Below are 24,370 nucleotides of genomic sequence, written 5' to 3' on the forward strand. Positions count from 1 at the left end.
TTAGAAAGGAAGCATCATGCGTCATGGTAATGGCTTACGCAAACTAAATCGCACCTCCTCGCATCGTTTGGCGATGTTGCGCAATATGTCGAACTCCTTGATTGAGCACGAGGTCATCAAAACAACCCTGCCAAAGGCAAAAGAATTGCGGATGGTAGTTGAGCCTTTGATTACTTTGGGCAAGAAGGATAATTTGGCTAATCGTCGTTTAGCATTCAATCGATTGCGTGATCGTGAAATGGTTAGCAAATTATTTACTGAGCTCGGCCCTCGTTATGCGACCCGTCCAGGCGGCTATCTCCGTATTCTGAAATTTGGTTTTCGGCACGGCGACAATGCACCAATGGCGTTGGTTGAGTTAGTCGATCGCCCCGAAGTCGAAGAGGCCCCTCAGCAAGAGCCTGCAGCAGCATAAATTAGCATCAGGTATAGTTAAAGCCAGGCTTCGGCCTGGCTTTTTCATTTAACCCACTGCTTGAACCATCTCTTTGTATGGATCCGATACTGATCGTGACAACGACTTTGCCAACGATGGATGCGGCTAGATTACTAGGTCAGCAATTAATCGATGAGCGTCTCGCAGCCTGTGTACAAATTCAGGGGGGCGTGCAATCGATTTATCGATGGGATGGAACACTATGCAACGATACCGAGGTCTTATTGAGTGCTAAAACAACAGCTACTCAGTGGCAACTTATTGAAGCATTCATTAAGACCCATCACCCTTATCAATTGCCAGAGATCATTGCTTTTAGGCCGGCCGAGTATTCCCAAGCATACGGCCAATGGGTGAATGAGGAGACAAGGCCATGAGGCGAATTCAGTATGGCTTAGTTCAACTCTTATTGTTTCTACTATCAAGTGTCGCATTATCTGGTTTAGTAAGCGCTAAAGAATTTCTGCCTCCAGAAAAGGCATTTATTGTGGAGGCGACATGGCTTGCCAATACCAATGAGATTGCAATTGAGTACCGACCGGTTTCGGGTTATTACATTTACCAGGAGTCCTTGCAGTATCGGCTATTCATCAATGACAAGCCAAGCGCTCCCAAGAGTATTCAAATCCCCCGAGGGGTTGAAAAATTTGATGAGACCTTTGGAAAAAAAATGGAGATTTTCCTAAAACCATTTGAAGTGGTTCTTGGGTTTACACAAACTCCACAAAGCGGTATTCGTCTAGAGATTGATTTACAAGGTTGTGCGGACGGAGGTATTTGCTATCCACCAATGACCTATCAATACTTTATTGCAGCTCCAGGGGTTCGGGTTGCGCCAATTCCTGAGGGTGATGCAGCACCAATAAGGAGCTCGAATCCAACCCCAGCCCCATTTAACTTACGTGATTTGTGGAGTGGGCGAGATGACGTTGCCTCGATTAAAAGTTACTTAGAGAATGCCAAACCGTTTTATCTATTTGCGGGATTTTTTATTCTTGGGATTGCGCTTGCGTTTACGCCCTGCGTGTTACCAATGTTACCCATTTTGAGTAGTATTGTTTTAGGCCGCCAAGATGGGGGTCCAATCAGCAAAACCCGATCGGCTTATCTTGCCTTGGCTTACATTTTGGGCATGGCCTTGTTGTATGCGTTAGCTGGAGTACTTACGGCTGCATTGGGGAGCGGTGTACAGCGGGCTCTACAAAGCCCCATCGCGCTGATACTCTTTGCCCTCCTTCTATTATTTTTAGCGGGCAGCTTATTTGGCTTGTACGAGTTAAAGATGCCTCAAGCGTGGCAAAACAAAGTCGATCAACTGGCAGGGCGACAAAAGGGTGGCAGCATCGCTGGAGCGTTTGGCCTTGGGGCGATTTCGACTTTGGTGGCAAGTCCCTGTATTACGGCGCCACTAGCAAGTGTGTTGGGGTTTGTGGCACAGACCGGATCAATGGTGCTTGGTGGAGGTCTACTATTTGTGATGGCCTTGGGCATGGGGCTTCCGTTATTACTTATTGCGATGGGTGCCAGAAGTTTCTTGCCACAAACAGGCGCGTGGATGATGTGGTTGCAGCGCGGTCTTGGTTTGGTGTTAATTGCTTTAGCCATTTGGATTGTGTGGCCAGTAATGTCCGTCGTAGCTGGTAACCAAAATCAAATAAGTCCTCGTACTGAAAAACGAATTTCATCCGATTTGGTATTTCAGGTTGTACGTTCGAGTGAAGAGCTCGAGCGCATTTTGCAAAGGGCGAAGGCTGAAAATAAACCCGTCATACTTGATTACTATGCGGACTGGTGCATCTCTTGCAAAGAGATGGAAGCGATCACTTTCACAAATCCCGAGGTTGCAAAGGCAATGAGCGGTTTTGTATTGGTTCAAGCTGATGTGACCATCAACAGCCAACAGAGCCAAGCACTACTCAAGCAATTTAGTTTGTACGGTCCGCCCGCAATATTGTTCTTTAATGGGGCTGGTGCCGAGCAAAAGTCTTTGCGAGTGGTTGGATTTATGGCGCCCAGCCGTTTTTTAGAGCGACTGCAGGAGTTAGAAGCTAAGTAATCCTAGCGTTTGAGTAAGCGTGCAGCCTCAAGCGCAAAATAGGTCAAGATGCCGTCTGCTCCGGCGCGTTTAAATCCGAGTAGGGACTCCATCATTACTGCATCATGATCAAGCCAGCCATTTTGGGTGGCAGCTTTCATCATGGCATACTCACCACTCACTTGATAGGCATAGGTTGGATAGCCGAAGGCTTCTTTGATGCGATATACGATATCGAGGTAAGGCATGCTAGGTTTTACCATCACCAAATCAGCACCTTCACTAATATCTAAGCCAACTTCACGGATGGCCTCATCGCCATTGGCGGGATCCATTTGGTAAGTCTTTTTATCTGCTTTACCAAGATTCGTTGCCGATCCAACTGCATCCCGAAAGGGACCATAAAATGACGACGCGTATTTGGCGGCATAAGCCATGATGCGCGTATGAATCAATCCTTGATTTTCAAGGGCGGTACGAATTGCACCAATACGGCCATCCATCATGTCAGAAGGTGCAACAATATCAACGCCTGCTTGAGCATGACAGAGCGCCTGTTTGATGAGGATTGCGACGGTCTCATCATTCAAAATCCGATGCTGATCATCGAGTACGCCATCTTGACCGTGACTGGTATAGGGATCGAGTGCGACATCAGTCATGATGCCAAGCACAGGAAAACGTTTTTTTAGTTCCATTACAGCGCTTGGAATAAGCCCTTTTGGATTAAAAGCTTCGGCACCGTCATTGCTCTTTAATGACGCATCGATTATGGGAAAGAGGGCCATCACTGGAATGCCAAGTGCTACGCATTCTTCAGCCACATGAAACAAGCGATCAAGTGACATTCGCTCAATACCCGGCATCGAGGAGACCGCTTGGGTTTGATTGTTGCCGGGCAGTAAAAAAACGGGATAGATGAGATCGTCAATCCGTAGATGATTTTCTTGAATAAGGCGACGTGACCAATCATCGCGGCGCATCCGGCGAGGGCGATAAGCAGGGTATTGAGACATTGCAAATACTTTCTAATCAGGGCAGGGTTGGGTGGTGCGGTGTTCTGGAAAAAGCCATTGTTGAATAAGTGTATCGCTTTCGAGAAGACCGACCCGTTTTGTACTTGAAAATAACTGGGCAGTAATTTGGGCAGGGGCAAATCCCTTTATTTGTTCAGAGATGGCATGTAACAGGGCGCGATTTTCTGAAAACGTTTGTTTATCAGACTTGCTCAATAAAATGTGGATGGGTTTTTGGGTCACACCAAACCACGCAATCATCTGTTCATCCAGTTCAGTTAGGCCCCGTCGCGCATCCACAATTAAGATTAGCCCAACCAAATTCTTGCGAGTTTGAAGGTAGCGGCTTAAGATTTCGTTCCAATGGGAACGGGTTGCCTCGCCAACTGCTGCATAGCCATAGCCTGGTAGGTCGACTAAATATGCAAGTAACTCATCCTTGGTGTAGACCCCAAAATAGTTAATGTGCTGGGTTCGACCTGGGGTTTTACTTGCAAATGCTAGGCGCTTCTGATTACATAAGATATTGATTGCACTGGATTTTCCGGCATTGGAGCGCCCTGCAAATGCGATCTCGGGGAGGTCTCCCTGAGGAAGAGTTTGAAGCTCATTGACCGTGGTAAAAAAGCGGGCTTGGTGCAGTTTAGACATGACTGGAAGCTATTGTAAAATCACATGAATTTAGTTTGAACATCAATTCATTTCAAAGTAGGCTAGGTACCCATAATGCGCTATAGCAGCAAATTCTCCAAATTAAATATTTCTGCCCTTTTGCTAGTTTTAGTTGGCGGTTTTTTATCGTTTGCTCATGCAGCTGAGCCTGCAAAAGCCGCCGCGCCTGCGATGACTACCAGCGCTCCAACTCCTGCTGTGATCAAAGCGGATGCTGCTGCTGGCGACGCCCTCTATAACAATGGTGATCCAAAGAGAGGAATCGTTTCTTGCGTTGGTTGCCATGGTCCAAACGGTAATAGCGGGGTTGCAACCTGGCCTAAGTTGGCTGCTCAGCATACTGCCTACACTCTGAAGCAACTCAAGAATTACAAAGATGGCTCACGGATGAACCCCGTGATGATGGGGATGGTAGCTGCCTTAACGGAGCAGGATATGCTGAACCTAGCTGCCTATGTCAGTAAACAAGAGCCTAAGTTGGGTACCGCTCAAAATAAAGATTCGATTGCATTGGGACAGCGCATTTATCGCGCGGGCATTGCTGAAAAAGGGATTCCGGCATGCTCGGGATGTCATAGTCCTAATGGCGCTGGAATCCCAGCGCAGTACCCACGTTTGAGTGGCCAATGGGCAGATTACTCGACCTCGCAATTAATTGCTTTCAGAGAGGGTACGCGTAAGAACAGTGTACAAATGAGTACGATTGCTGCCAAGATGTCAGATGCTGAAATGAAAGCCGTATCTGATTACATGGCGGGTTTGCGCTAGACCGAATTAGTTCGTTCCAATCGTTCGTTCATTAGCAAAGAGGCTATTGGTAGTCTCGCGTTCCCTTACTAGGTGGGCTTGATCACCATCAACTATCACTTCCGCTGGTCGTCCTCGCGTGTTGTAGTTTGATGCCATAACAAATCCATAAGCGCCCGCGGACAAAATAGCCAGTACATCCCCTTCCTGAACCGCTAGAGCGCGATCTTTGCCCAACCAATCGCCTGATTCGCAAACAGGGCCAACTACGTCGTAAGTCATTGCTTTATCGCTCCCACTTTTGATCGGAACGATCGCATGGTACGCATCGTAGAGTGCAGGACGCATTAAATCATTCATGGCGGCGTTCACAATACAGAAGTTTTTATCAGCGCCGGTCTTCAGATATTCAACTTGAGTCAGAAGTACTCCAGCATTTCCGACTAAGGAGCGACCGGGCTCCAAAATCACATCTAGCTGAGTAAAGCCACGCTCATCGATGCGATTGAGTAGGGTGTTGGTGAACATCGTGATATCTGGGGGCGCATCCGAGCCATAGTCGATTCCAAGGCCACCGCCTAAATCAAGATGATGAATGATGATGCCTTCACGCTTGAGCTGCTCAATAAGATCAAGCACCTTATCAAGAGCATCAAGGTAAGGGGAGGTATTTGTGATTTGGGAACCAATATGGCAATCGATGCCAACAATATCGATATGGGGCAGTAGCACCGCCTCTCGATAGGTTTTTAGAACCTCAAAATAGGCGATCCCAAATTTATTCTCCTTGAGACCTGTAGAAATATACGGATGAGTTTGAGCATCGACGTCAGGATTGACGCGTAAGGAAACCGGAGCACGTAAGCCCATGCCTTTAGCAATCAGATTAATTCGATGGAGTTCAGGGATGGACTCGACATTAATGCACTTGACTCCAACTGTGAGTGCAAATTTAATTTCATCAGCGGATTTGCCGACCCCAGCAAAAACCATACCTTTGGGATCGGCACCGATATGAAGGGCGCGCGCCAGTTCACCACCACTAACTAAATCAAACCCAGCACCTAGTTGCTTGAGCTCATCTAAAACAGCAAGATTGCTATTCGCCTTAACTGCGTAATGAATTCTGGCACGTCGACTACCGTTTGCACGGATGCAGGCGACATCATAAGCACGGTATGCCGAACATATCGCATGCTTGCTGTATACGTATAAGGGAGTACCGTATTGACTCGCTAAAGCCGATAGCGAAATCCCTTCAGCAAACCATTCCCCATGGTGTTGAGAAAAGCCGATTAGTGATGGAATGGAATGCATCATTACTTTGTGGGGCTTGAATTAATCGGAGTGCTTGAACCTGATTCTTTAGGTGGATATAGAGGACCTTTAGGCTCCGCTTGAGTGGGCGCTGGTGGGACGGGCGGAACATTTGGCAAAAATAAAGGCCCTCTAACCCCACATCCAACGAGGGACATTAAAGCAACGCAAACCGGAATCTTAACTACAATCGATATCATCTGATTAATCACCGAAATTTGAATATAGCATGCAAAATACCTCTTCTTCCCAGATTGATAAAATTGATGATAAGCAATTTCATCAGCTCGCTAGTCATCTATTGCAGTCGATTGAATTGTCGCTCGAGAATGCCGATGAGCGTTTAGATCTCGACCTCGACATTGCTCGTCAAGGGGGTAATGTCATTAATATTGTGTTTCGAGATCGAAGCGTTGTCGTTATCAATACGCAACCGCCCTTGCATGAGATTTGGGTCGCATGTAAAGCCGGAGGCTTTCACTACCGTTGGGCTGGAACCGTTCATCAGCCACGATGGCTTGATACAAAAACAGGTAACGAATTGCTTACCGACTTATCTCGCTTTGTGAGCGATCAGGCAGGGCAAGCGGTTCAGATTACTTTGCTTGATTAGTCGTTAAGACCTGGTCAACAATCGCATCATCAACCGCCTCAATTTTTGCTTTTCCAATTCTCTCTAGGGTAATGTAACGAATTTCTCCGCCCTCGGATTTCTTATCAATTCGCATAAGATCAAAGAAGCGGCTATTTCCAAGTTTGGGCGCAGAATCGGGCAGGTTCATTGCTGCAATGAGTTTTTTAATGCGACCCGCTTCCTCAGTTTGCAAATAGCCTAAGCGAGAAGATAAATCTGCCGCCATCACCATTCCGCATCCTACTGCCTCACCATGCAACCATTCCCCGTAGCCTAAGCCAGATTCGATGGCATGGCCAAAGGTGTGGCCAAAATTTAAGATGGCACGAATCCCAGACTCTTTTTCGTCGGCAGCTACTACCGCTGATTTAATTTCGCAAGAGCGCTCGACCGCATGACTCATCGCATTGCTATCGCAATCTAGTAGTTCTTGGCGATGTGCTTCAATCCAATCAAAGAATTTACCATCTGCAATCGCTCCGTGTTTGATTACCTCTGCCAAACCGGCCGACAACTCTCGAGGCGGGAGTGACTTGAGGGTATCAAGATCAGCAATGACTGCAACCGGTTGATGAAAGGCACCGATCATATTTTTACCAAGAGGGTGATTAATCCCAGTCTTGCCGCCTACCGAGGAGTCCACTTGAGCCAACAAGGTGGTGGGTACTTGAATGAAGCGAATGCCGCGCATAAAGCTAGCAGCTGCAAAACCCACCATATCACCAATCACCCCGCCACCGAGAGCAATTAATACCGATTTACGATCAGCCCCATAGGTTAATAGTGCGTCAAAGATCTTCTGCAGAGTAATCCAGTCTTTGTATGACTCGCCATCGGGTAGAACAATCTCATGAACAGATTTTGCATCGTTTGAAATGGTTTGGATCAAGGATTGGCTATAGAGAGGGCCAACGGTTGTGTTGGTGACTACAAATACAGATTTGCCAGTAATCCAAGGTTTAAAAAGTTCAGATTGCTTTAGTAACCCCAAACCAATGTAAATGGGGTAGCTGCGTTCACCAAGGGATACATTCAGAGTTTTCATGGGGCTAGTTCAAGTTGCATCAGTAAAGAGCTTACGAGTTGATTAACGCTTGGTTTACCAGTCTCAATAATAAAGTCTGCAATTTCTCGATAGAGTGGATCGCGAATGGTATATAAGTTTTCTAAGATCATCTTTGAGTCGCCATGTTGTAACAGGGGGCGACCTTCGCCGCCCTTAGTGCGATGCCAAAGCTCAATCGGGTTGGCATGCAGATAAATTACCGTACCACGTTCAGCAAGCACCCTTCGATTATCTGGAAGCAATATCGCACCGCCACCGGTGGCAAGCACAATCGATTGCTCTCGGGTTAGCTCATCGATGATTTGAGCTTCGCGTTTACGAAAACCCGCCTCACCTTCCATCTCAAAAATGGTCGGTATTTTGACCCCACACCGCTCCTCAAGCGCATGGTCGGAATCAATAAAGCGCCGTTCGAGTTTTCGGGCAATTAGTTTCCCAACCGTTGACTTGCCAGCCCCCATTAGTCCAATTAGAAAGATATTGGAATTTTCAATGTCCATAGCGTCATTCTATTCGGGTTTATCTAAGATGGTAGGTGTTAAAAATACGAGAAGTTCGGTTTTATCTCGCAAGCTGGACTGATGTTTAAAAAGGTGACCAATTAAGGGAATGTCTCCTAAGAATGGGATTTTGACAGTATCCTTTCGCTCCGTTGTTTGATAAATACCGCCCAAGATAACGGTTCCACCATTCTCAACACTGACTTCAGAGCTCAAATTTTTAGTATCAATGGCATAACCTTGTTCGGTCTTCATGCCAATGCTGTCTTTATTAATAGCAACCAATAAAGAGACTCTGCCATCATCATGAATCTTCGGAATGACTTCGAGGCGTAGGTTGGCTTTACGGAACTGAATTTTATTTCCTCCATTTGAAGAGGAGGTTTGATAGGGTAGTTCGGTACCTTGTTCAATTGTGGCTTTCACCATATCGGCGGTCATGATGCGTGGATTGGACAGTATCTTGCCCTGCCCATCGCTTTCAAGGGCGCTTAATTCAAAATCGAGTAAGCGAGTGGCGTTTTTACTCAGTAGGGTTGCTGCCGCGGTAACTGGCTCAAATCCACTGAGGCCGCTAGCACCAAGCGGTAATCCTATTGCAAACGAACTCTGAGTTCGGCTATTCCCATCGGGCAAAGTTTCTGGATGAGAGCGCAAGCCCAGCTTGGCACCTAGGTTACGCGCAAAGCGATGGTCTGCTTCCACAATCCTGGCTTCAATCAAAATTTGCCGAGGTGTGCCATGGTACTCACCACCAAAAGGTAATGCGGAGTCATCACGACGTTGTTTTTGGAAAGCTGTGATTTCCTGGTGTGGTGCAATCCAATAGACACCCTGCTTACGAATGAAGCGTAAGCCACGACTCGCTAAGATGGTTGATAAGGCAGTTTGCCATTGAACATCGACAAGCTGGACATTAATCGTTCCTTGAATGCTGGGACTTAATACAAAATGCGTATTACCCAGTTGGCCCAATGCATGGAGCAAATCCACCAGCGGCATCTCTTTGGCTGAAATACTAATCGGTGTATTTGGTAACGCACTGTTGATGGTTGGATGATATGCAAATGCACTTTGAACGCCCAATAAAAGCCAAATCCAAATGCTCTGAAATACCTTACGTATCATGGTGAAGTTATCACCACTTGCTTTCCTCCGGGGCCTTGTAGGATGGCTTGAGAGTGATTAAAGTGGGTGACCTTCCAGGCGGGTTTTACGAATTCATCATGGGTGAAGACCCGACTTTGTTGGCCATCATGAAGCATCACGAATGACCCTGCCTTATTTTTTCCCACACCAAGGTGACGCCATTTTTTCAAATCAACTTCATCGGGATCGGGGCTTGCTAGGCGCTTAATTTCTTTAGTCGGGATAGACCGACTTTTTTGAGCCGCTTCTAGAAGTTCCATCATCTGCGAAAAGTTTTCATCTGCCTGCTCATAAAGATCATCGATCTGACCCTGAATGACCGTTAATTCTCGCTTCATCGAAGCTTGATTTGATCCATCATGGCTCCGTTGAGCGATCTCCTGAACTTGAGTGATTAGATAGGCCAAAGTCAGAAGAATCACTATAAAACCAAGGGCAAGGACAAGCGCCCCAGAGTGAGGGGATGCGCGATAGGACTCTTTGAGGGCGCTAAGGCCCGACCACGTTTGCCCTAATTGGGTCGACCCTGGAGTCTGGCGTTTACTTTGTAAATGATCGGCTTGAGTCTCATGCTCCAAAATGGCAGGATCATTACCTAAGCTTTGGAGTGTTTCGTCAAAATCTTCCCGTTTGATATTGCGATAGACCATGGCCTATTGTGTTGCTAGCCACTGCGCATTAAAAGCGGCAAACCCGGATTAATTGATCAGTAATTCTTGCAAATGCTGTAGGACCATATAATTTAAGGATGGCTAATCCTCCCAGCAAAAAACCACCTTTTCAACGGGGCTCTGGTAGTCGTTTTACTGAAAAGTCAAATGCTAGCCCACTGATTAAAGCGTTATTGATCTTGATGGTGGTGGTTGGCTTGTTATTTGCCATGTTGGTAGCGTATGCATTCATTATTGCCAAGCCAAATTTACCGAACATTTCAGCGCTGGTTGAGTACAACCCGAAAGAGCCGCTACGGATTTATACCGCCGATAAGGTGTTGATTGGAGAATTTGGGGAAGAGCGACGGAATGTCGTACCTCTCAATGAAATCCCAGTTCATCTCAAGTACGCAGTGATTGCAATTGAGGACGATCGTTTTTACAGTCATGGTGGTGTTGATTATTGGGGTGTTTTGCGAGCCGCTCTAGCAAACTTGCGAGGAAGCCTTTCGCAAGGAGCATCAACGATTACGATGCAAGTGGCACGTAATTTTTTCTTGACCAATGAGAAGACTTTCAGTCGTAAGCTTTATGAGGTGTTGCTGGCATGGGAAATCGAGGCCCAATTAACCAAAGATAAGATTCTTGAGATATACATGAATCAAATTTATTTGGGCCAACGTGCATATGGATTTGCCAGTGCTTCCAAAATTTACTTTGGCAAAGAACTCAAAGACATTAGTATTGCGGAGGCTGCAATGTTAGCGGGCTTGCCGAAGGCGCCTTCGGCCTATAACCCGGTTAATAACTATAAACGCGCCAAGATTCGTCAAGAATATATTTTGCAGCGCATGCGTGACCTTTCTTATATTACGCCAGCCAATTATGAAAAAGCGATGGCCGAATCCATCAAGATACGCGGTCTTGGAAAAGAGTTTGATACTCGCGCTGATTTTGTTGCTGAGATGGCTAGACAACTGCTCTTCGCTCAGTACGGCGATATTGTTTATTCGCAGGGTATCAATGTTTACACCACAGTCTTAAAAGCGGACCAAGATGCAGCATACGCCGCAGTTCGTAAAGGTATCTTTGACTATGATTTACGACATGCGTATCGCGGCCCAGAGGGCTTCATTGAGTTACCTGAAGACCCGCTAAAGCGCCAGCGAGCGATTGATGACGCTTTACTTGATTATCCAGCGCTCGACGAGTTGCAATCCGGGGTTGTATTGGAAGCTAGTCCCAGGGAGTTAAAGGTCATGATTGCCACTGGGGAGCAAATTACGATTAAAGGCGATGCATTAAAGCTTGCAAGTTCATCTTTATCAGAATCAGCGCAGCCCAAACGGCGTATTCGTCCGGGGGCGGTTGTTCGACTCCTTAATGATGATGGGGTTTGGAAGCTGGCTCAGTTGCCACAGGTTGAAGCTGCGTTTGTAGCCCTTGATCCGAATGATGGGGCAATCTTAGCGCTGGTCGGCGGTTTTGATTTTCGTCGCAATAAATTTAATCACGTGACTCAAGCGCTTCGCCAACCTGGCTCAGCCTTTAAGCCTTTTGTTTATGCAGCGGCTCTTGAAAAGGGTATAAGTCCTTCAACCATGGTGAATGACGCACCATTATCGATTGGGGCATTGGAGACCGGTAGTCAAGTGTGGCAACCTAAGAACTACGATGGGAAGTTTGACGGCATGATGCGTTTACGAACCGCCTTGGCAAAGTCTAAAAATTTAGTGTCGGTTCGGGTGATTCGGAAAATAGGTCCGTCTTATACCCAAGAATTTATTCAACGATTTGGGTTTGAGCCTGAAAAGCATCCACCTTATCTCACCATGGCTCTTGGCGCAGGATCTGTCACGCCATTGCAAATGGCTAGCGCTTACAGCGTATTCGCTAACGGGGGTTATTTCGTAAATCCCTATTTAATTGACAAAGTCACTGATGCAAAAGGTCAAATCCTTTTTCAGGCTGATCCAGTCCGGGTTGGAAAAAATGCGCTACGGGTATTGGATGAGCGAACCACTTTTGTGATGGACAGTATGTTGCAAGAAATTACGAAAACCGGTACGGCGGCGCGTGCAAGACCTGCTTTAGGACGCAACGATATTGCTGGAAAAACGGGTACAACGAATGATTCACACGATGCTTGGTTTGCTGGATACAATCCCCGAGTTTCAGCAGTAGCATGGATCGGTTTTGATAACCCCAAAAGCCTAGGCGATCGCGAGACCGGTGGTGGCTTGGCATTACCCGTTTGGATTAACTTTATGTCGGTTGCTTTACGAGGCGTCCCCGAGATAAATCGCGCGCCTCCGCCAGGGGTTTCTGAATACGATGGCGATTGGATCATTCCAGAGTTCGCCCCCTTGGGCGGCGTTCGTCAACTTAATTAAGTAAAGATGGCCCGTAAAGCGCGCTTGGTCATTGTTGGACAAGCGATGCATCTTTTAGTTCGTGGTCATAACCGTCAAATTATTTTCAATGACGACGCGGACTGCCGAATTTATTTGGATTGGTTGCGCGATGCTGCCAAAGAGTTTGGATGCGGCGTTCATGCATTTGCCTTAATGCCCAATCATGCACATTTATTGGTGACCCCTCGTTTTGACTATTCCTTATCCAAAACGATGCAATCATTAGGGCGTCGCTACGCGCAATACATCAATCAACGACAGGGTACCTCAGGCACGATTTGGGAGGGGCGCTTTTGTTCTTCTCTCACTGATCCTAGCTATGCTTTACAAGTGCAGCGCTATATTGAACTCAACCCTGTACGAGCCGGACTTGAATCCCGCGCCGAAGACTGTAAGAGCACCAGCTATCAAAGCCATATTGGTGGCAAGGGGGAGCCCTGGCTAACTGATCATCCGAACTTTTGGGCCTTAGGAAACACGCCCTTTGAGAGGCAGCTAGCTTGGGAGGCATTTGTCAGAGAGGGCGCACCGCATCATGAGGATCGGGCCATTACCGAGCATTTAATCCGCTCAAGACCTTGGGTAAGTCTGGAATTTATCCAGCAAAATCCTAAATGGAGTCTAGACCGGTGGCAGCTGAAACCACGAGGGCGACCTAAAAAATCTTAAGTCTGTCCCTATTTAATAAGATAGATTTTTAGTCCCCAGCATTTAAATGGGACAGAGTCATTAAATATCTATTGCATCCCTAAGTGGAATCCCCTATATTTACCCTCCCGGCCAATAGATAACGCAATTCATGGGGATTGCATGCCGAATGACCAATTTGGATTAAATATGAATCATCTCGAGTTACGTCCATCCGCCCAAGGTCTTTATGACCCCCAAAACGAACACGATGCCTGCGGCGTCGGCTTTGTTGCTCACATTAAGGGTAAAAAATCCCACGACATCATTACTCAGGGATTAAAGATCCTTGAAAATCTCGATCATCGTGGCGCCGTAGGCGCAGATCCGCTCATGGGCGACGGTGCTGGAATATTGATACAGATCCCAGACGAGCTCTACCGTAGCGAAATGAAAAAGCAAGGGGTGGACTTACCACCCGTTGGTGAATACGGCGTTGGCATGATCTTTTTGCCAAAAGAAAATGCTTCACGACTTGCGTGTGAACAAGAGTTAGAGCGCACTGTTCGGCAGGAGGGACAAATTGTTTTAGGTTGGAGGGATGTGCCAATCGATCGCGCGATGCCGATGTCGCCGACTGTGAAAAAAACCGAACCAATTATTCGTCAAATTTTTATCGGACGTGGCCGTGACATCATGACCACCGACGCATTAGAGCGCAAGCTTTATGTAATTCGTAAAACGGCAAGTCATGCGATTCAAGACTTGCATCTGAAACACGGCAAAGAATACTTTGTAGCATCGATGTCTGCCCGCACTGTAGTCTATAAAGGCCTCTTGCTTGCTAGTCAGGTGGGCGCATATTACTGCGATCTTAAAGATTCGAAAGCAGTATCCGCGCTCGCATTAGTTCACCAACGCTTCTCCACGAACACATTCCCTGCGTGGGAGCTGGCCCACCCTTATCGCTTACTTGCCCATAATGGCGAGATTAATACAGTCAAAGGCAATGTGAACTGGATTAATGCGCGCACAGGTGCAATTAGTTCACCTGTATTGGGTGATGATTTGCAAAAGTTGTGGCCCCTGATTTATCCAGGCCAATCGGATACTGCCTCGTTTGACAACTGCCTTGAACTCTTGGTGATGGCCGGTTACCCGCTTGCACAAGCCATGATGATGATGATTCCTGAAGCGTGGGAACAGCATACCCTCATGGATGAAAATCGCCGTGCCTTTTATGAATACCACGCGGCCATGATGGAGCCATGGGATGGCCCCGCTGCGATGGCCTTTACCGATGGGCGTCAAATTGGCGCCACCCTGGATCGCAATGGCTTAAGACCAGCGCGCTATTACGTTACCGATGATGATTTGGTCATCATGGCGTCTGAGGCCGGCGTGTTGCCGATTCCAGAAAATAAGATTGTGCAAAAGTGGCGTTTACAGCCTGGCAAGATGTTCATGATCGACATGGATCAAGGCCGCATCATTGATGATGTTGAGTTAAAGAACTCGGTCTCGAAAGCCAAACCCTATAAGAGCTGGATTGATGCGGTGCGCGTGAAGCTTGATGAGTTGGATGTCAGCAAAAAAGATACCCAAGACGATGCAAAACATATTCGTCCTGCTGCAAAGTTACTCGATCGTCAGCAAGCATTTGGATATAGCCAGGAAGATCTCAAATACCTGATGGCGCCCATGGCACAAAATGCGGAAGAAGCCATTGGTTCGATGGGTAACGACAGTCCGCTTGCCGTGTTATCCGATCGCAGCAAGTCGCTCTATAACTACTTTAAGCAATTATTTGCTCAGGTTACCAATCCTCCAATTGATCCGATTCGTGAGAACCTGGTCATGTCTTTGGTGTCGTTTGTTGGGCCAAAACCCAATTTATTAGATACCAACAATATCAATCCACCGATGCGCTTGGAGATCAGTCAGCCAGTTTTAGATTTGGATGACATGACCAAGGTACGCCATATTGAGCACTACACCGGTGGCAAGTTCCGTTCCCACGAATTGGATATTTGCTATCCAGTGGCATGGGGCAAGGAAGGCATTGAGGCGCGTTTGGCTTCCTTATGTGCTGAAGCAACCGATGCGGTGCGCAGTGGATTCAATATTTTGATTGTGAGTGATCGCCAAGTGGATCGGGAGCATATGGCGATTCCTGCATTGTTAGCAACCTCAGCCATTCATCAGCATTTGGTGGAGCGTGGTTTACGGACCAGCACTGGTTTGGTAGTCGAAACTGGTAGTGCTCGCGAGGTTCATCACTTTGCGCTACTCGCAGGCTATGGTGCCGAAGCCATTCATCCCTATTTGGCGATGGAGACCTTGGCTGAAATGGCTAAGGGACTCTCTGGTGATTTATCGCCAGAGAAAGCGATTAAGAATTTTGTGAAGGCCATTGGTAAAGGCTTACAAAAAGTGATGTCGAAGATGGGCATTTCAACTTATATGTCCTACACCGGATCGCAAATCTTTGAAGCCATTGGGCTTAATCACGAACTGATTGATAAGTACTTTAAAGGCACCTCTTCGAATGTCGGTGGAATTGGTGTGTTTGAAGTTGCAGAAGAAGCACTGCGGATGCACCATGCTGCATTTGGAGATGATCCCGTATTGGCTGATATGTTGGAAGCGGGCGGAGAGTATGCCTATCGCGTTCGTGGTGAAAAACATATGTGGACTCCGGATTCGATTGCCAAGTTACAGCATGCCACTCGCACTGGACCAGAGAGGGGCTACCAAACTTATAAAGAGTATGCCAACCTGATTAATGATCAGAGTAAGCGTTTAATGACCTTGCGCGGATTATTTGAGTTCAAGATCGATCTCAATAAAGCCATTCCGCTCGATGAAGTCGAGTCTGCCAAAGAAATTGTGAAGCGCTTTGCAACCGGTGCGATGTCCTTGGGTTCCATTTCCACCGAGGCCCATGCAACCTTAGCAATTGCGATGAATCGCATTGGTGGTAAATCCAATACGGGCGAGGGTGGTGAGGACCCGAATCGCTATGTCAATGAGCTCAAAGGTATTCCGATTAAGAAGGGTGAGACGCTAGCGAGTATTTTGGGTAAGGATGTCGTTGAAGCCGATATTCCCTTACAAGATGGTGATTCGTTGCGATCGAAGATTAAGCAAGTTGCCTCAGGACGTTTTGGTGTAACCACCGAGTATTTACGTTCCGCCGATCAGATCCAAATCAAGATGGCCCAGGGTGCAAAGCCTGGCGAGGGCGGTCAGCTTCCCGGTGGTAAGGTCTCGGACTATATCGGACGCCTACGCTTCTCGGTGCCAGGTGTGGGTCTCATTTCGCCACCACCGCATCACGATATATATTCCATTGAGGATTTGGCGCAACTGATTCATGACCTAAAGAATGTCAATCCACAAGCCGATATTTCAGTGAAGCTTGTCTCAGAGGTCGGCGTGGGCACAGTTGCAGCAGGCGTTGCTAAAGCAAAGTCAGATCACGTTGTGATTGCTGGTCATGATGGGGGCACAGGCGCATCTCCCCTGTCATCGATTAAGCATGCTGGTACACCGTGGGAGCTAGGTCTTGCAGAGACTCAGCAAACATTGGTGCTCAACCAGCTGCGCAGTCGGATTCGGGTTCAAGCCGATGGCCAAATGAAGACTGGTCGTGACGTCGTGATTGGTGCTTTATTAGGCGCTGATGAGTTTGGTTTTGCTACAGCGCCATTAGTAGTTGAAGGCTGCATCATGATGCGCAAGTGCCATCTCAATACCTGCCCAGTGGGTGTTGCGACCCAAGATCCGGAACTGCGTAAAAAGTTTTCAGGCAAACCCGAGCACGTCGTTAATTTCTTTTTCTTCATTGCTGAAGAGGTACGTGAAATTATGGCGCAACTGGGGATTCGAACTTTTGATGAGCTGATTGGTCGTGTTGATCTCTTAGACACACGTAAAGGGGTTGATCATTGGAAAGCACAAGGCTTAGATTTCAGTAAGGTGTTTGCTCTACCCAATGTGTCTCATGACGAACCTCGTCACCAAACACTCACTCAAGATCATGGCCTAGATACTGCGCTTGACCATACCTTGATCGAAAAGAGTGAGCCAGCCTTAGAGCGTGGCGAAAAGGTTTCATTCATTGTCCCGATCCGCAACGTTAATCGTACGGTGGGCGCGATGCTGTCAGGTGAGTTAGCAAAACGCTATGGCCATTTGGGCTTACCCGATGACACGATCCACATTCAGTTAAATGGTACCGCTGGACAAAGTTTTGCAGCATTCTTGGCGCGTGGCATTACTTTGGATCTGGTGGGTGATGCGAATGATTATGTCGGCAAGGGATTGTCGGGTGGACGCGTTGTGGTGCGTGCACCGCACGAGTTCCGTGGCGATGCTTCCCAAAACATTATTGTGGGTAACACGGTGTTGTATGGCGCGATTGAAGGCGAGGCATTTTTCAACGGCGTCGCTGGTGAGCGGTTTGCAGTTCGTAACTCAGGCTCAATTGCGGTTGTAGAGGGTACGGGTGACCATGGATGCGAGTACATGACTGGCGGAACGGTTGTTGTACTTGGCAAGACCGGCCGTAACTTTGCCGCAGGCATGAGCGGTGGTGTTGCCTATGTCTTTGATGAAGACGGACTTTTTGAGAAGCGTTGCAACACCACCATGGCCACACTTGAGAAAGTGTTGCCATCTTCTGAGCAAATTGCGAGTATGCCCAAATCGACATGGCATGCACCAGTGAATGTGAAAGAGGGTGGCGAGCGGCAAACGGATGAGCAAATCTTAAAGACACTGATTGAGCGTCATTTCCGGTACACCGGCTCAGAGCGGGCCAAGGCATTGCTAGCCGATTGGGACAAGTCGCGCGCGCGTTTTGTAAAGGTATTGCCTACCGAATATAAGCGAGCTCTTGGTGAGTTATGGGAACGCGCTCAAGGACACGATCAAAACAAGCCTGTGATGGCTTGATGATGCTGATTAATTAATGAAGGATTTTTGGAGTTGGTATGGGTAAAGTCACTGGATTTATGGAATTTGAACGGGTCGAGGAGACCTATGAAGCACCAGTCAAACGAATTCATCATTACAAAGAATTTGTTGCGGCGCTATCAGATGCCGATGCAAAAGTACAAAGTGCACGTTGCATGGATTGCGGTATTCCGTTTTGCAACAACGGCTGCCCCGTGAATAACATCATTCCCGACTTTAACGATTTGGTGTACCAAGGCGATTGGAAAAATGCGATTGAGGTTTTGCATTCCACCAATAATTTTCCGGAGTTCACTGGCCGTATTTGTCCGGCACCATGCGAGGCAGCCTGTACCCTCGGAATCAATCAGTTACCGGTCGGTATCAAATCGATTGAACACGCCATTATTGATAAAGCATGGGCAAATGATTGGGTAAAGCCACAACCACCTAAAACAAAGACTGGCAAGAAAGTTGCCGTGGTTGGATCTGGCCCTGCAGGGATGGCAGCAGCTCAACAATTGGCGCGGGTTGGCCACGATGTCACCGTGTATGAAAAGAATGACCGGGTTGGTGGTTTACTTCGCTATGGCATCCCTGACTTCAAAATGGAGAAGTGGTTGATTGATCGGCGTGTCGAGCAAATGCAAGCCGAAGGGGTAACTTTTGCAACTGGTGTTTTTGTGGGCAAAGAAACGCTTGGGAAAGAAGTGAAGAACTACGCCCAAAAAACGGTGAGCCCTGAGGAGTTACTTAAAAATTTTGACGCGGTCATCATTAGCGGGGGTGCCGAGCAACCCCGCGACTTACCTGTGCCTGGTCGTGAGTTGAGTGGAATTCATTTTGCCTTGGAATTTTTAATTCCACAAAACAAGGAAGTAGCCGGGGATTTGAAAAATGAGATTCGGGCCACTGATAAGCACGTCGTTGTGATTGGTGGTGGTGATACGGGTTCTGATTGCGTCGGGACTTCTAATCGCCACGGTGCAAAGAATGTCACGCAGTTTGAGTTATTGCCTCAGCCACCTGAAGAGGAAAACAAACCCTTGGTCTGGCCCTATTGGCCAACCAAGCTTCGTACCTCCTCATCCCATGAAGAAGGTTGTGAGCGCGATTGGTCCGTTGCCACTAAGCGGTTTGAGGGTAAAAACGGTAAAGTTGAAAAACTGATTGGCGTGCGCTTGGAATGGAAAGACGGCAAGATGAGTGAGGTCCCAAATTCTGAGTTTGAGATTAAAGCCGATTTAGTTTTATTGGCGATGGGCTTTGTCTCTCCGGCTCAGCAAATCCTTAATGCCTTTGGTGTTGAGAAAGATGCTCGTGGGAATGCCAAGGCGACCGTTGATGGTCATCATGCTTATCACACGAATGTACCTAAGGTATTTGCAGCGGGCGATATGCGTCGCGGTCAATCATTAGTGGTTTGGGCGATTCGTGAAGGCCGTCAATGCGCACGCTCAGTCGATGCGTATTTAATGGGCACATCAGTTTTACCGCGATAATCTAGGCATGTCCTCTACTCCTACCGCACGCGCGATTGATTCGCCCGTTGTTTCGATTCGGGGAGTGGATTTTTCCTATGCCCCGGGTGAGCGCCAAATTCTTGGTGGGCTTCAGATGGAATTTCGCCGCGGCCAAGTGGTTGCGGTGATGGGTGGTTCGGGTTGCGGCAAGACCACGATATTGCGATTGATCGGTGGTCAGGTGACTGCTCAAACTGGCTCGGTAGAGTTTGAGGGCCATGAAATTTCTGCGATGAATACCGATCAGTTGATGCAAGCCAGACGGCGCATGGGGATGCTGTTTCAATTTGGCGCATTGTTCACTGATTTGAGTGTGTTTGAGAACGTTGCTTTTCCATTGCGGGAGCATACGAACTTATCTGAAGAGTTGATTCGTGATTTGGTACTGATGAAATTAAATGCGGTGGGCTTGCGTGGCGCTCGTGACTTAATGCCTTCGCAGATTTCAGGGGGGATGGCCAGGCGCGTTGCCTTGGCACGCGCGATTGTTTTAGACCCACCGCTTATTATGTATGACGAGCCATTTGCGGGCCTTGATCCGATTGGTTTAGGGATTACAGCGCGACTGATTCGTAATCTCAATGATGCTCTAAATGCAACCAGTATTTTGGTGACACACGATGTGGAAGAGACTTTCGAGATCGCCGATTATGTGTACTTTATTGCCAATGGCAAGATTGGAGCGCAAGGCACACCCGATGAGCTCAATCGCTCAGTCGATCCATTTGTGCGCCAATTTTTAGACGCTTCGCCTGAAGGACCGGTACCGTTTAATTACCCAGGCCCTGATTTAGCTAGTGATTTTGGATTACGCCAGCAATGAGTCTTAAATCAACTTCCAAAACGAATCCGATTACTAATCTATTAGGCGATTTTGGATTTTTTATTCGTAGAAACATTGCGGGCCTTGGCTATGCTGCGCGGATGTTTTTCTTGGTGCTGATGCGTTCTGGTGGTTTACTCAAAAGACCGCGCTTGGTATCGGATCAAATTTTGTTCGTTGGTAACTATTCGTTTGTGATCATTACCGTATCAGGTTTATTTGTTGGTTTTGTATTGGGCTTGCAAGGCTATTACACCTTAACGCGTTATGGTTCGGAACAGGCCCTGGGATTATTAGTGGCTTTGTCGTTAACCCGCGAATTAGGTCCTGTCATTACTGCTTTATTGTTTGCGGGCCGTGCTGGCACATCGCTCACTGCAGAGATTGGTCTTATGAAGGCCGGTGAGCAGTTATCCGCTATGGAGATGATGGCGGTTGACCCCTTACGTCGTGTAATTGCACCTCGTTTGTGGGCTGGCATTATTGCGATGCCAATTTTGGCCACCATCTTTACTGCCGTGGGCGTCTTGGGTGGTTATTTAGTGGGCGTGCCACTCATTGGAGTCGACAGCGGTGCATTTTGGTCCCAAATGCAAGGCGGCGTGGATTTATTTGATGACATTGCTAATGGTTTTATCAAAAGCGTTGTCTTCGGTGTAGCCGTGACATTTATTGCCCTCTATCAGGGGTATGAGTCAAAGCCCACTCCGGAGGGAGTGTCGCAAGCGACCACGAGGACTGTAGTCCTGTCTTCGTTAGCAGTGTTGGCTTTGGATTTTTTATTGACCGCCATGATGTTTTCTAACTAACCGTCGGCCAAGATCGGAATAAACTAGGATTCTTATGAAAAAAAGTGCGATTGATATTTGGGTTGGATTGTTCGTAACGATCGGCATGTTGGCCATGCTTTTTTTAGCACTCAAGGTCGGTAATATGAGTGCCGTCTCATTCGCTCCAACCTACACGGTTTCAGCCCGCTTTGACAATATTGGTGGTTTAAAACCGCGTGCGCCAGTAAAAAGTGCCGGCGTTGTGGTCGGCCGCATTTCAACCATTCAGTTTGATGACAAAACCTATCAAGCTACGGTAACGATGACGATTGATAAGACCTACCAGTTTCCGAAGGATTCGTCAGCTAAGATATTGACTTCAGGTTTGTTGGGCGAACAATACATTGGTCTTGAAGCGGGTGGCGATGATCAAATGCTCGCCGATGGCGGTAAGATTACCCAGACCCAGTCAGCCATTGTTTTAGAAAATCTGATTAGTCAATTTCTTTATAACAAGGCAGCAGACACTGGGCAAGATAAAGGCGATTCCAAGTCCGGCGCTAAATAACCATAACTATTTAAGAAACAACCTCGACTGTGATTTTTCTAAAGCGCCTGGGCATTACTTTTCTAAGTTTTTGCATTATTGGTTGTGCAAGCATCCCTGCAGGTAGTGAGCCATCGCCCCATGATCCATGGGAATCTTTTAATCGCTCGGTGTTTTCTTTTAATGAGGGATTAGACGAGTATTTATTAAAACCCATTACCAGGGGTTATCGATTTATATTGCCAAAACCTGCCCAGCAAGGGATTGACAACTTTTTTGGTAACTACCGCGACATCTACACTTCAGTAAATAATCTTTTGCAAGGCAATGTAAGCATGGCCTTTAGCGATTTAATGCGAGTGGTCGTCAATACCATTTTTGGTTTAGGTGGCTTTATTGATATGGCCACACCGGGAGGGTTAGAAAAACACAAAGCAGATTTTGGGCAAACTTTTGGTGTTTGGGGAGTGCCTGCAGGCCCTTATGTGGTTTTACCAATTTTTGGCCCCAGTAATGTCCGCGATACCTTTGGTACTGCGGTGGATTTAGAGACCGATTATCTGTTCCGACTATTACCTGACGTGGCCCTGCGCAACAGTTTGACGGGGTTGCGGATTGTCAATGCTCGTAATAATTACTATGAAGCAGGCGATCTTCTTGAGGGTGCGGCGATTGATAAGTACACCTTTACCCGGGATGCCTACATTCAACGGCGCCAGTATCAAATTGATCAGGCCAAGGAAGGCAAGGAATCAAGCGCACCCGTTTACGAGAACCCCTACGAGTAAATCATTCAAAAAGACTAAAATCAATCCATTATTTTTTTGACCGGCTTATCGTGAAAACAACCTTTTTAACTTTCTTTGCTTTTTTGCTGTCTGGCATGGTTGGCTTTGCCAATGCGCAAAATGTGCCTGACCCGAACTCGCCTGATGGCCTCATCAAAATAATTGTGGCCGATGTGATGGCCTCCGTGAAGGCCGATCCTGAAATCCAGAAAGGCAATATTCCTCGGGTGGTGGATTTGGTAGAAAAGAAAATTGTTCCCTATACCGATATGCGCAGAACCACGCAATTGGCCATGGGAAGAAATTGGAGCAAGGCAAGCCCGGAGCAGCAAACGCAACTGATTGCCGAGTTCAAATCTTTGTTAATACGAACCTACTCAGGGGCTTTGAGTCAATTGCGTGATCAGACGGTTCAATACAAACCCTTTCGTGCAAATCCGAGCGATACCGATGTGATTGTGCGAACCGTGGTCATTGGTAAATCAGATCCGATCCCCTTGGACTATCGGCTTGAGAAAACCAATGATGGGTGGAAAGTCTATGACATTAACATCATGGGCGCTTGGCTGATTGAGGCGTACCGTAATCAATTTACTAATCAAATTAGTCAAAATGGTGTCGATGGCCTGATTAAGTTTTTGCAAGAACGCAACGCGATGTTGGCAGGCAAGAAGTAAGTATGAGTTTTGCCTTGCCGAATTGCGTGACCCAGGCCAATGCGCTCGGTATTGAGAAACAGGGCGCTCTTGCCCTAGTACAGTCTTCCCAAGTGGATTGCTCTGCACTGCGTGATTTTGACTCAAGCGTGCTAGCGGTTCTGCTGGCATGGCGCCGCCAACTGCAAGAGCGCAACCAATCCCTCGTAGTTTTAAATTCCCCTGAGAAATTAAGAGTACTTGCTAGCGTGTATGGAGTGACTGATCTTTTGGGGCTGCAGTAAGTCATGCAATCAGCTGTTCTCGTTGAACATTTAACTAAATCTTATGGTTCACTACAAGCGCTTAAGAATGTTTCTTTGGATGTAAAGGAGGGCGAGTTTTTTGGTTTGCTCGGTCCTAACGGTGCTGGTAAGACCACGCTGATTTCGATTTTGGCTGGTTTATGCCGACCCGATTCCGGTCGCGCGTTCGTCATGGGCACGAATGTGCAAACTAATTTTATTGAGGCGCGTCGATTACTAGGCGTGGTTCCTCAAGAGCTGGTATTTGATCCTTTTTTTACGGTTCGGGAGACCCTGCGGTTTCAGTCGGGTTATTTTGGGATTCGGAATAATGATGATTGGATTGATGAGATCATGACCCATCTCGATTTAACCAGTAAGGCCAATAGCAATATGCGTTCGCTTTCTGGAGGTATGAAGCGTCGCGTTTTGGTTGCACAGGCCCTCGTGCATCGCCCACCCGTGATTGTCTTGGATGAGCCGACTGCTGGTGTGGATGTCGAGTTGCGTCAGTCCCTCTGGAAATTTATTAGTCGTCTTAATCAAGATGGTCACACCATCTTGTTAACCACTCATTATTTAGAAGAGGCTGAAAGTCTATGTGGCCGTATCGCGATGCTCAAATCTGGTCAAGTCGTGGCACTCGATACCACTCAAAATCTGCTCGCACGCTATGGAGCACACAAAGCACAAGCTGGGCAAGAGGCTGATCTAGAGGATGTATTTATTCAAATTATGGCGGGAGAGTAGTCTT

Annotated in this window: 24 protein-coding genes; 16 read left to right on the forward strand and 8 right to left on the reverse strand. The window is 47.3% G+C overall.

The genetic code is table 11. The features are described from left to right. Positions 1-16 precede the first annotated feature (16 nt). From rplQ to dsbD, 3 genes are all read left to right on the forward strand, one after another. On the forward strand, positions 17-415 hold the full coding sequence (gene rplQ / locus ICV32_RS00400; protein ID WP_108507606.1) for a 50S ribosomal protein L17: 399 nt from the start codon (positions 17-19) through the stop codon (positions 413-415). A gap of 77 nt (positions 416-492) precedes the next feature. Next, positions 493-813 carry a divalent-cation tolerance protein CutA gene (gene cutA / locus ICV32_RS00405; protein WP_215370844.1) on the forward strand — a complete coding sequence of 107 codons (321 nt, stop codon included), beginning with the start codon at positions 493-495 and terminating at the stop codon, positions 811-813. Next, the gene (gene dsbD, locus ICV32_RS00410; protein WP_215370847.1) at positions 810-2,492 is read left to right on the forward strand and encodes a protein-disulfide reductase DsbD; all 1,683 of its coding nucleotides are present in this window, start codon (positions 810-812) and stop codon (positions 2,490-2,492) included. Before cutA ends, dsbD begins: the two co-directional genes overlap by 4 nt. A gap of 2 nt (positions 2,493-2,494) precedes the next feature. Here the strand turns inward: dsbD and hemB are convergent, their stop codons facing one another. Together hemB and yihA are read right to left on the reverse strand one after the other, a co-directional pair. Continuing rightward, complete coding sequence (gene hemB / locus ICV32_RS00415) at positions 2,495-3,487, reverse strand: porphobilinogen synthase (protein WP_215370850.1); 993 nt, start codon at positions 3,485-3,487, stop codon at positions 2,495-2,497. 12 nt (positions 3,488-3,499) lie between these two features. Continuing rightward, complete coding sequence (gene yihA / locus ICV32_RS00420) at positions 3,500-4,138, reverse strand: ribosome biogenesis GTP-binding protein YihA/YsxC (RefSeq protein ID WP_215370853.1); 639 nt, start codon at positions 4,136-4,138, stop codon at positions 3,500-3,502. 75 nt (positions 4,139-4,213) lie between these two features. Between yihA and ICV32_RS00425 the strand changes: the two genes are divergently transcribed. Then, entirely contained in the window at positions 4,214-4,927 is a 714-nt protein-coding gene (locus ICV32_RS00425) for a cytochrome c (RefSeq protein WP_215370856.1), read from the forward strand. A gap of 6 nt (positions 4,928-4,933) precedes the next feature. Here the strand turns inward: ICV32_RS00425 and lysA are convergent, their stop codons facing one another. Together lysA and ICV32_RS10060 are read right to left on the reverse strand one after the other, a co-directional pair. After that, positions 4,934-6,226 (reverse strand): diaminopimelate decarboxylase, encoded by a 1,293-nt coding sequence (gene lysA / locus ICV32_RS00430; protein WP_251371872.1) that lies wholly within the window; start codon positions 6,224-6,226, stop codon positions 4,934-4,936. Continuing rightward, entirely contained in the window at positions 6,226-6,423 is a 198-nt protein-coding gene (locus ICV32_RS10060; protein ID WP_371817059.1) for a lipoprotein, read from the reverse strand. The genes lysA and ICV32_RS10060 overlap by 1 nt, the downstream gene beginning before the upstream one ends. A gap of 29 nt (positions 6,424-6,452) precedes the next feature. Between ICV32_RS10060 and cyaY the strand changes: the two genes are divergently transcribed. Next, positions 6,453-6,836, forward strand: coding sequence for an iron donor protein CyaY (gene cyaY, locus ICV32_RS00435; RefSeq protein ID WP_215370859.1), 384 nt, complete (start codon positions 6,453-6,455; stop codon positions 6,834-6,836). On the opposite strand, the gene aroB is transcribed toward cyaY, so the two are convergent. Genes aroB through ICV32_RS00455 form a run of 4 tightly spaced genes read right to left on the reverse strand, consistent with a single transcriptional unit; the run spans position 6,820 to position 10,222 of the window. After that, positions 6,820-7,902 carry a 3-dehydroquinate synthase gene (gene aroB / locus ICV32_RS00440; RefSeq protein WP_215370862.1) on the reverse strand — a complete coding sequence of 361 codons (1,083 nt, stop codon included), beginning with the start codon at positions 7,900-7,902 and terminating at the stop codon, positions 6,820-6,822. The two genes, cyaY and aroB, sit on opposite strands and share 17 nt — an antisense overlap. After that, complete coding sequence (locus ICV32_RS00445; protein ID WP_251371946.1) at positions 7,899-8,384, reverse strand: shikimate kinase; 486 nt, start codon at positions 8,382-8,384, stop codon at positions 7,899-7,901. Before ICV32_RS00445 ends, aroB begins: the two co-directional genes overlap by 4 nt. A gap of 48 nt (positions 8,385-8,432) precedes the next feature. After that, a complete protein-coding gene (locus tag ICV32_RS00450; RefSeq protein ID WP_215370868.1) occupies positions 8,433-9,551 on the reverse strand; it encodes a type II and III secretion system protein in 1,119 nt (372 codons plus the stop codon). Next, positions 9,548-10,222: a hypothetical protein gene (locus tag ICV32_RS00455; protein WP_215370871.1), complete on the reverse strand. Its 675-nt coding sequence runs from the start codon at positions 10,220-10,222 to the stop codon at positions 9,548-9,550. Before ICV32_RS00455 ends, ICV32_RS00450 begins: the two co-directional genes overlap by 4 nt. 98 nt (positions 10,223-10,320) lie before the next feature. Here ICV32_RS00455 and ICV32_RS00460 point away from each other — a divergent pair, with 98 nt between their 5' ends. The 11 genes from ICV32_RS00460 (at position 10,321) to ICV32_RS00510 (ending at position 24,366) form a co-directional block, all read left to right on the forward strand. Continuing rightward, positions 10,321-12,618, forward strand: coding sequence for a penicillin-binding protein 1A (locus tag ICV32_RS00460; RefSeq protein WP_215370874.1), 2,298 nt, complete (start codon positions 10,321-10,323; stop codon positions 12,616-12,618). Between the two features lie 6 nt (positions 12,619-12,624). Beyond that, complete coding sequence (locus ICV32_RS00465; RefSeq protein ID WP_215370877.1) at positions 12,625-13,308, forward strand: transposase; 684 nt, start codon at positions 12,625-12,627, stop codon at positions 13,306-13,308. 141 nt (positions 13,309-13,449) lie between these two features. After that, on the forward strand, positions 13,450-18,225 hold the full coding sequence (locus ICV32_RS00470; protein WP_215370880.1) for a glutamate synthase-related protein: 4,776 nt from the start codon (positions 13,450-13,452) through the stop codon (positions 18,223-18,225). Between the two features lie 38 nt (positions 18,226-18,263). Beyond that, positions 18,264-19,727, forward strand: coding sequence for a glutamate synthase subunit beta (locus ICV32_RS00475; protein ID WP_215370883.1), 1,464 nt, complete (start codon positions 18,264-18,266; stop codon positions 19,725-19,727). A 7-nt stretch (positions 19,728-19,734) separates the two neighbouring features. Then, positions 19,735-20,571, forward strand: coding sequence for an ABC transporter ATP-binding protein (locus ICV32_RS00480; RefSeq protein ID WP_215370885.1), 837 nt, complete (start codon positions 19,735-19,737; stop codon positions 20,569-20,571). Beyond that, the gene (gene mlaE / locus ICV32_RS00485) at positions 20,568-21,380 is read left to right on the forward strand and encodes a lipid asymmetry maintenance ABC transporter permease subunit MlaE (protein WP_215370888.1); all 813 of its coding nucleotides are present in this window, start codon (positions 20,568-20,570) and stop codon (positions 21,378-21,380) included. The genes ICV32_RS00480 and mlaE overlap by 4 nt, the downstream gene beginning before the upstream one ends. A gap of 34 nt (positions 21,381-21,414) precedes the next feature. Next, positions 21,415-21,909 carry an outer membrane lipid asymmetry maintenance protein MlaD gene (gene mlaD / locus ICV32_RS00490; RefSeq protein ID WP_215370891.1) on the forward strand — a complete coding sequence of 165 codons (495 nt, stop codon included), beginning with the start codon at positions 21,415-21,417 and terminating at the stop codon, positions 21,907-21,909. A 149-nt stretch (positions 21,910-22,058) separates the two neighbouring features. After that, positions 22,059-22,676, forward strand: coding sequence for a VacJ family lipoprotein (locus ICV32_RS00495; protein WP_251371873.1), 618 nt, complete (start codon positions 22,059-22,061; stop codon positions 22,674-22,676). Positions 22,677-22,726: 50 nt separating this feature from the next. Then, positions 22,727-23,353, forward strand: a complete 627-nt coding sequence (locus ICV32_RS00500) for a phospholipid-binding protein MlaC (RefSeq protein ID WP_371817060.1) — start codon at positions 22,727-22,729, stop codon at positions 23,351-23,353. A gap of 2 nt (positions 23,354-23,355) precedes the next feature. After that, positions 23,356-23,616 (forward strand): lipid asymmetry maintenance protein MlaB, encoded by a 261-nt coding sequence (locus tag ICV32_RS00505; RefSeq protein ID WP_215370895.1) that lies wholly within the window; start codon positions 23,356-23,358, stop codon positions 23,614-23,616. A gap of 3 nt (positions 23,617-23,619) precedes the next feature. Beyond that, on the forward strand, positions 23,620-24,366 hold the full coding sequence (locus ICV32_RS00510) for an ABC transporter ATP-binding protein (RefSeq protein ID WP_215370897.1): 747 nt from the start codon (positions 23,620-23,622) through the stop codon (positions 24,364-24,366). Positions 24,367-24,370: the final 4 nt, after the last annotated feature.

Source organism: Polynucleobacter sp. MWH-UH24A, assembly GCF_018687475.1.
In the GTDB taxonomy this organism is placed as follows: domain Bacteria; phylum Pseudomonadota; class Gammaproteobacteria; order Burkholderiales; family Burkholderiaceae; genus Polynucleobacter.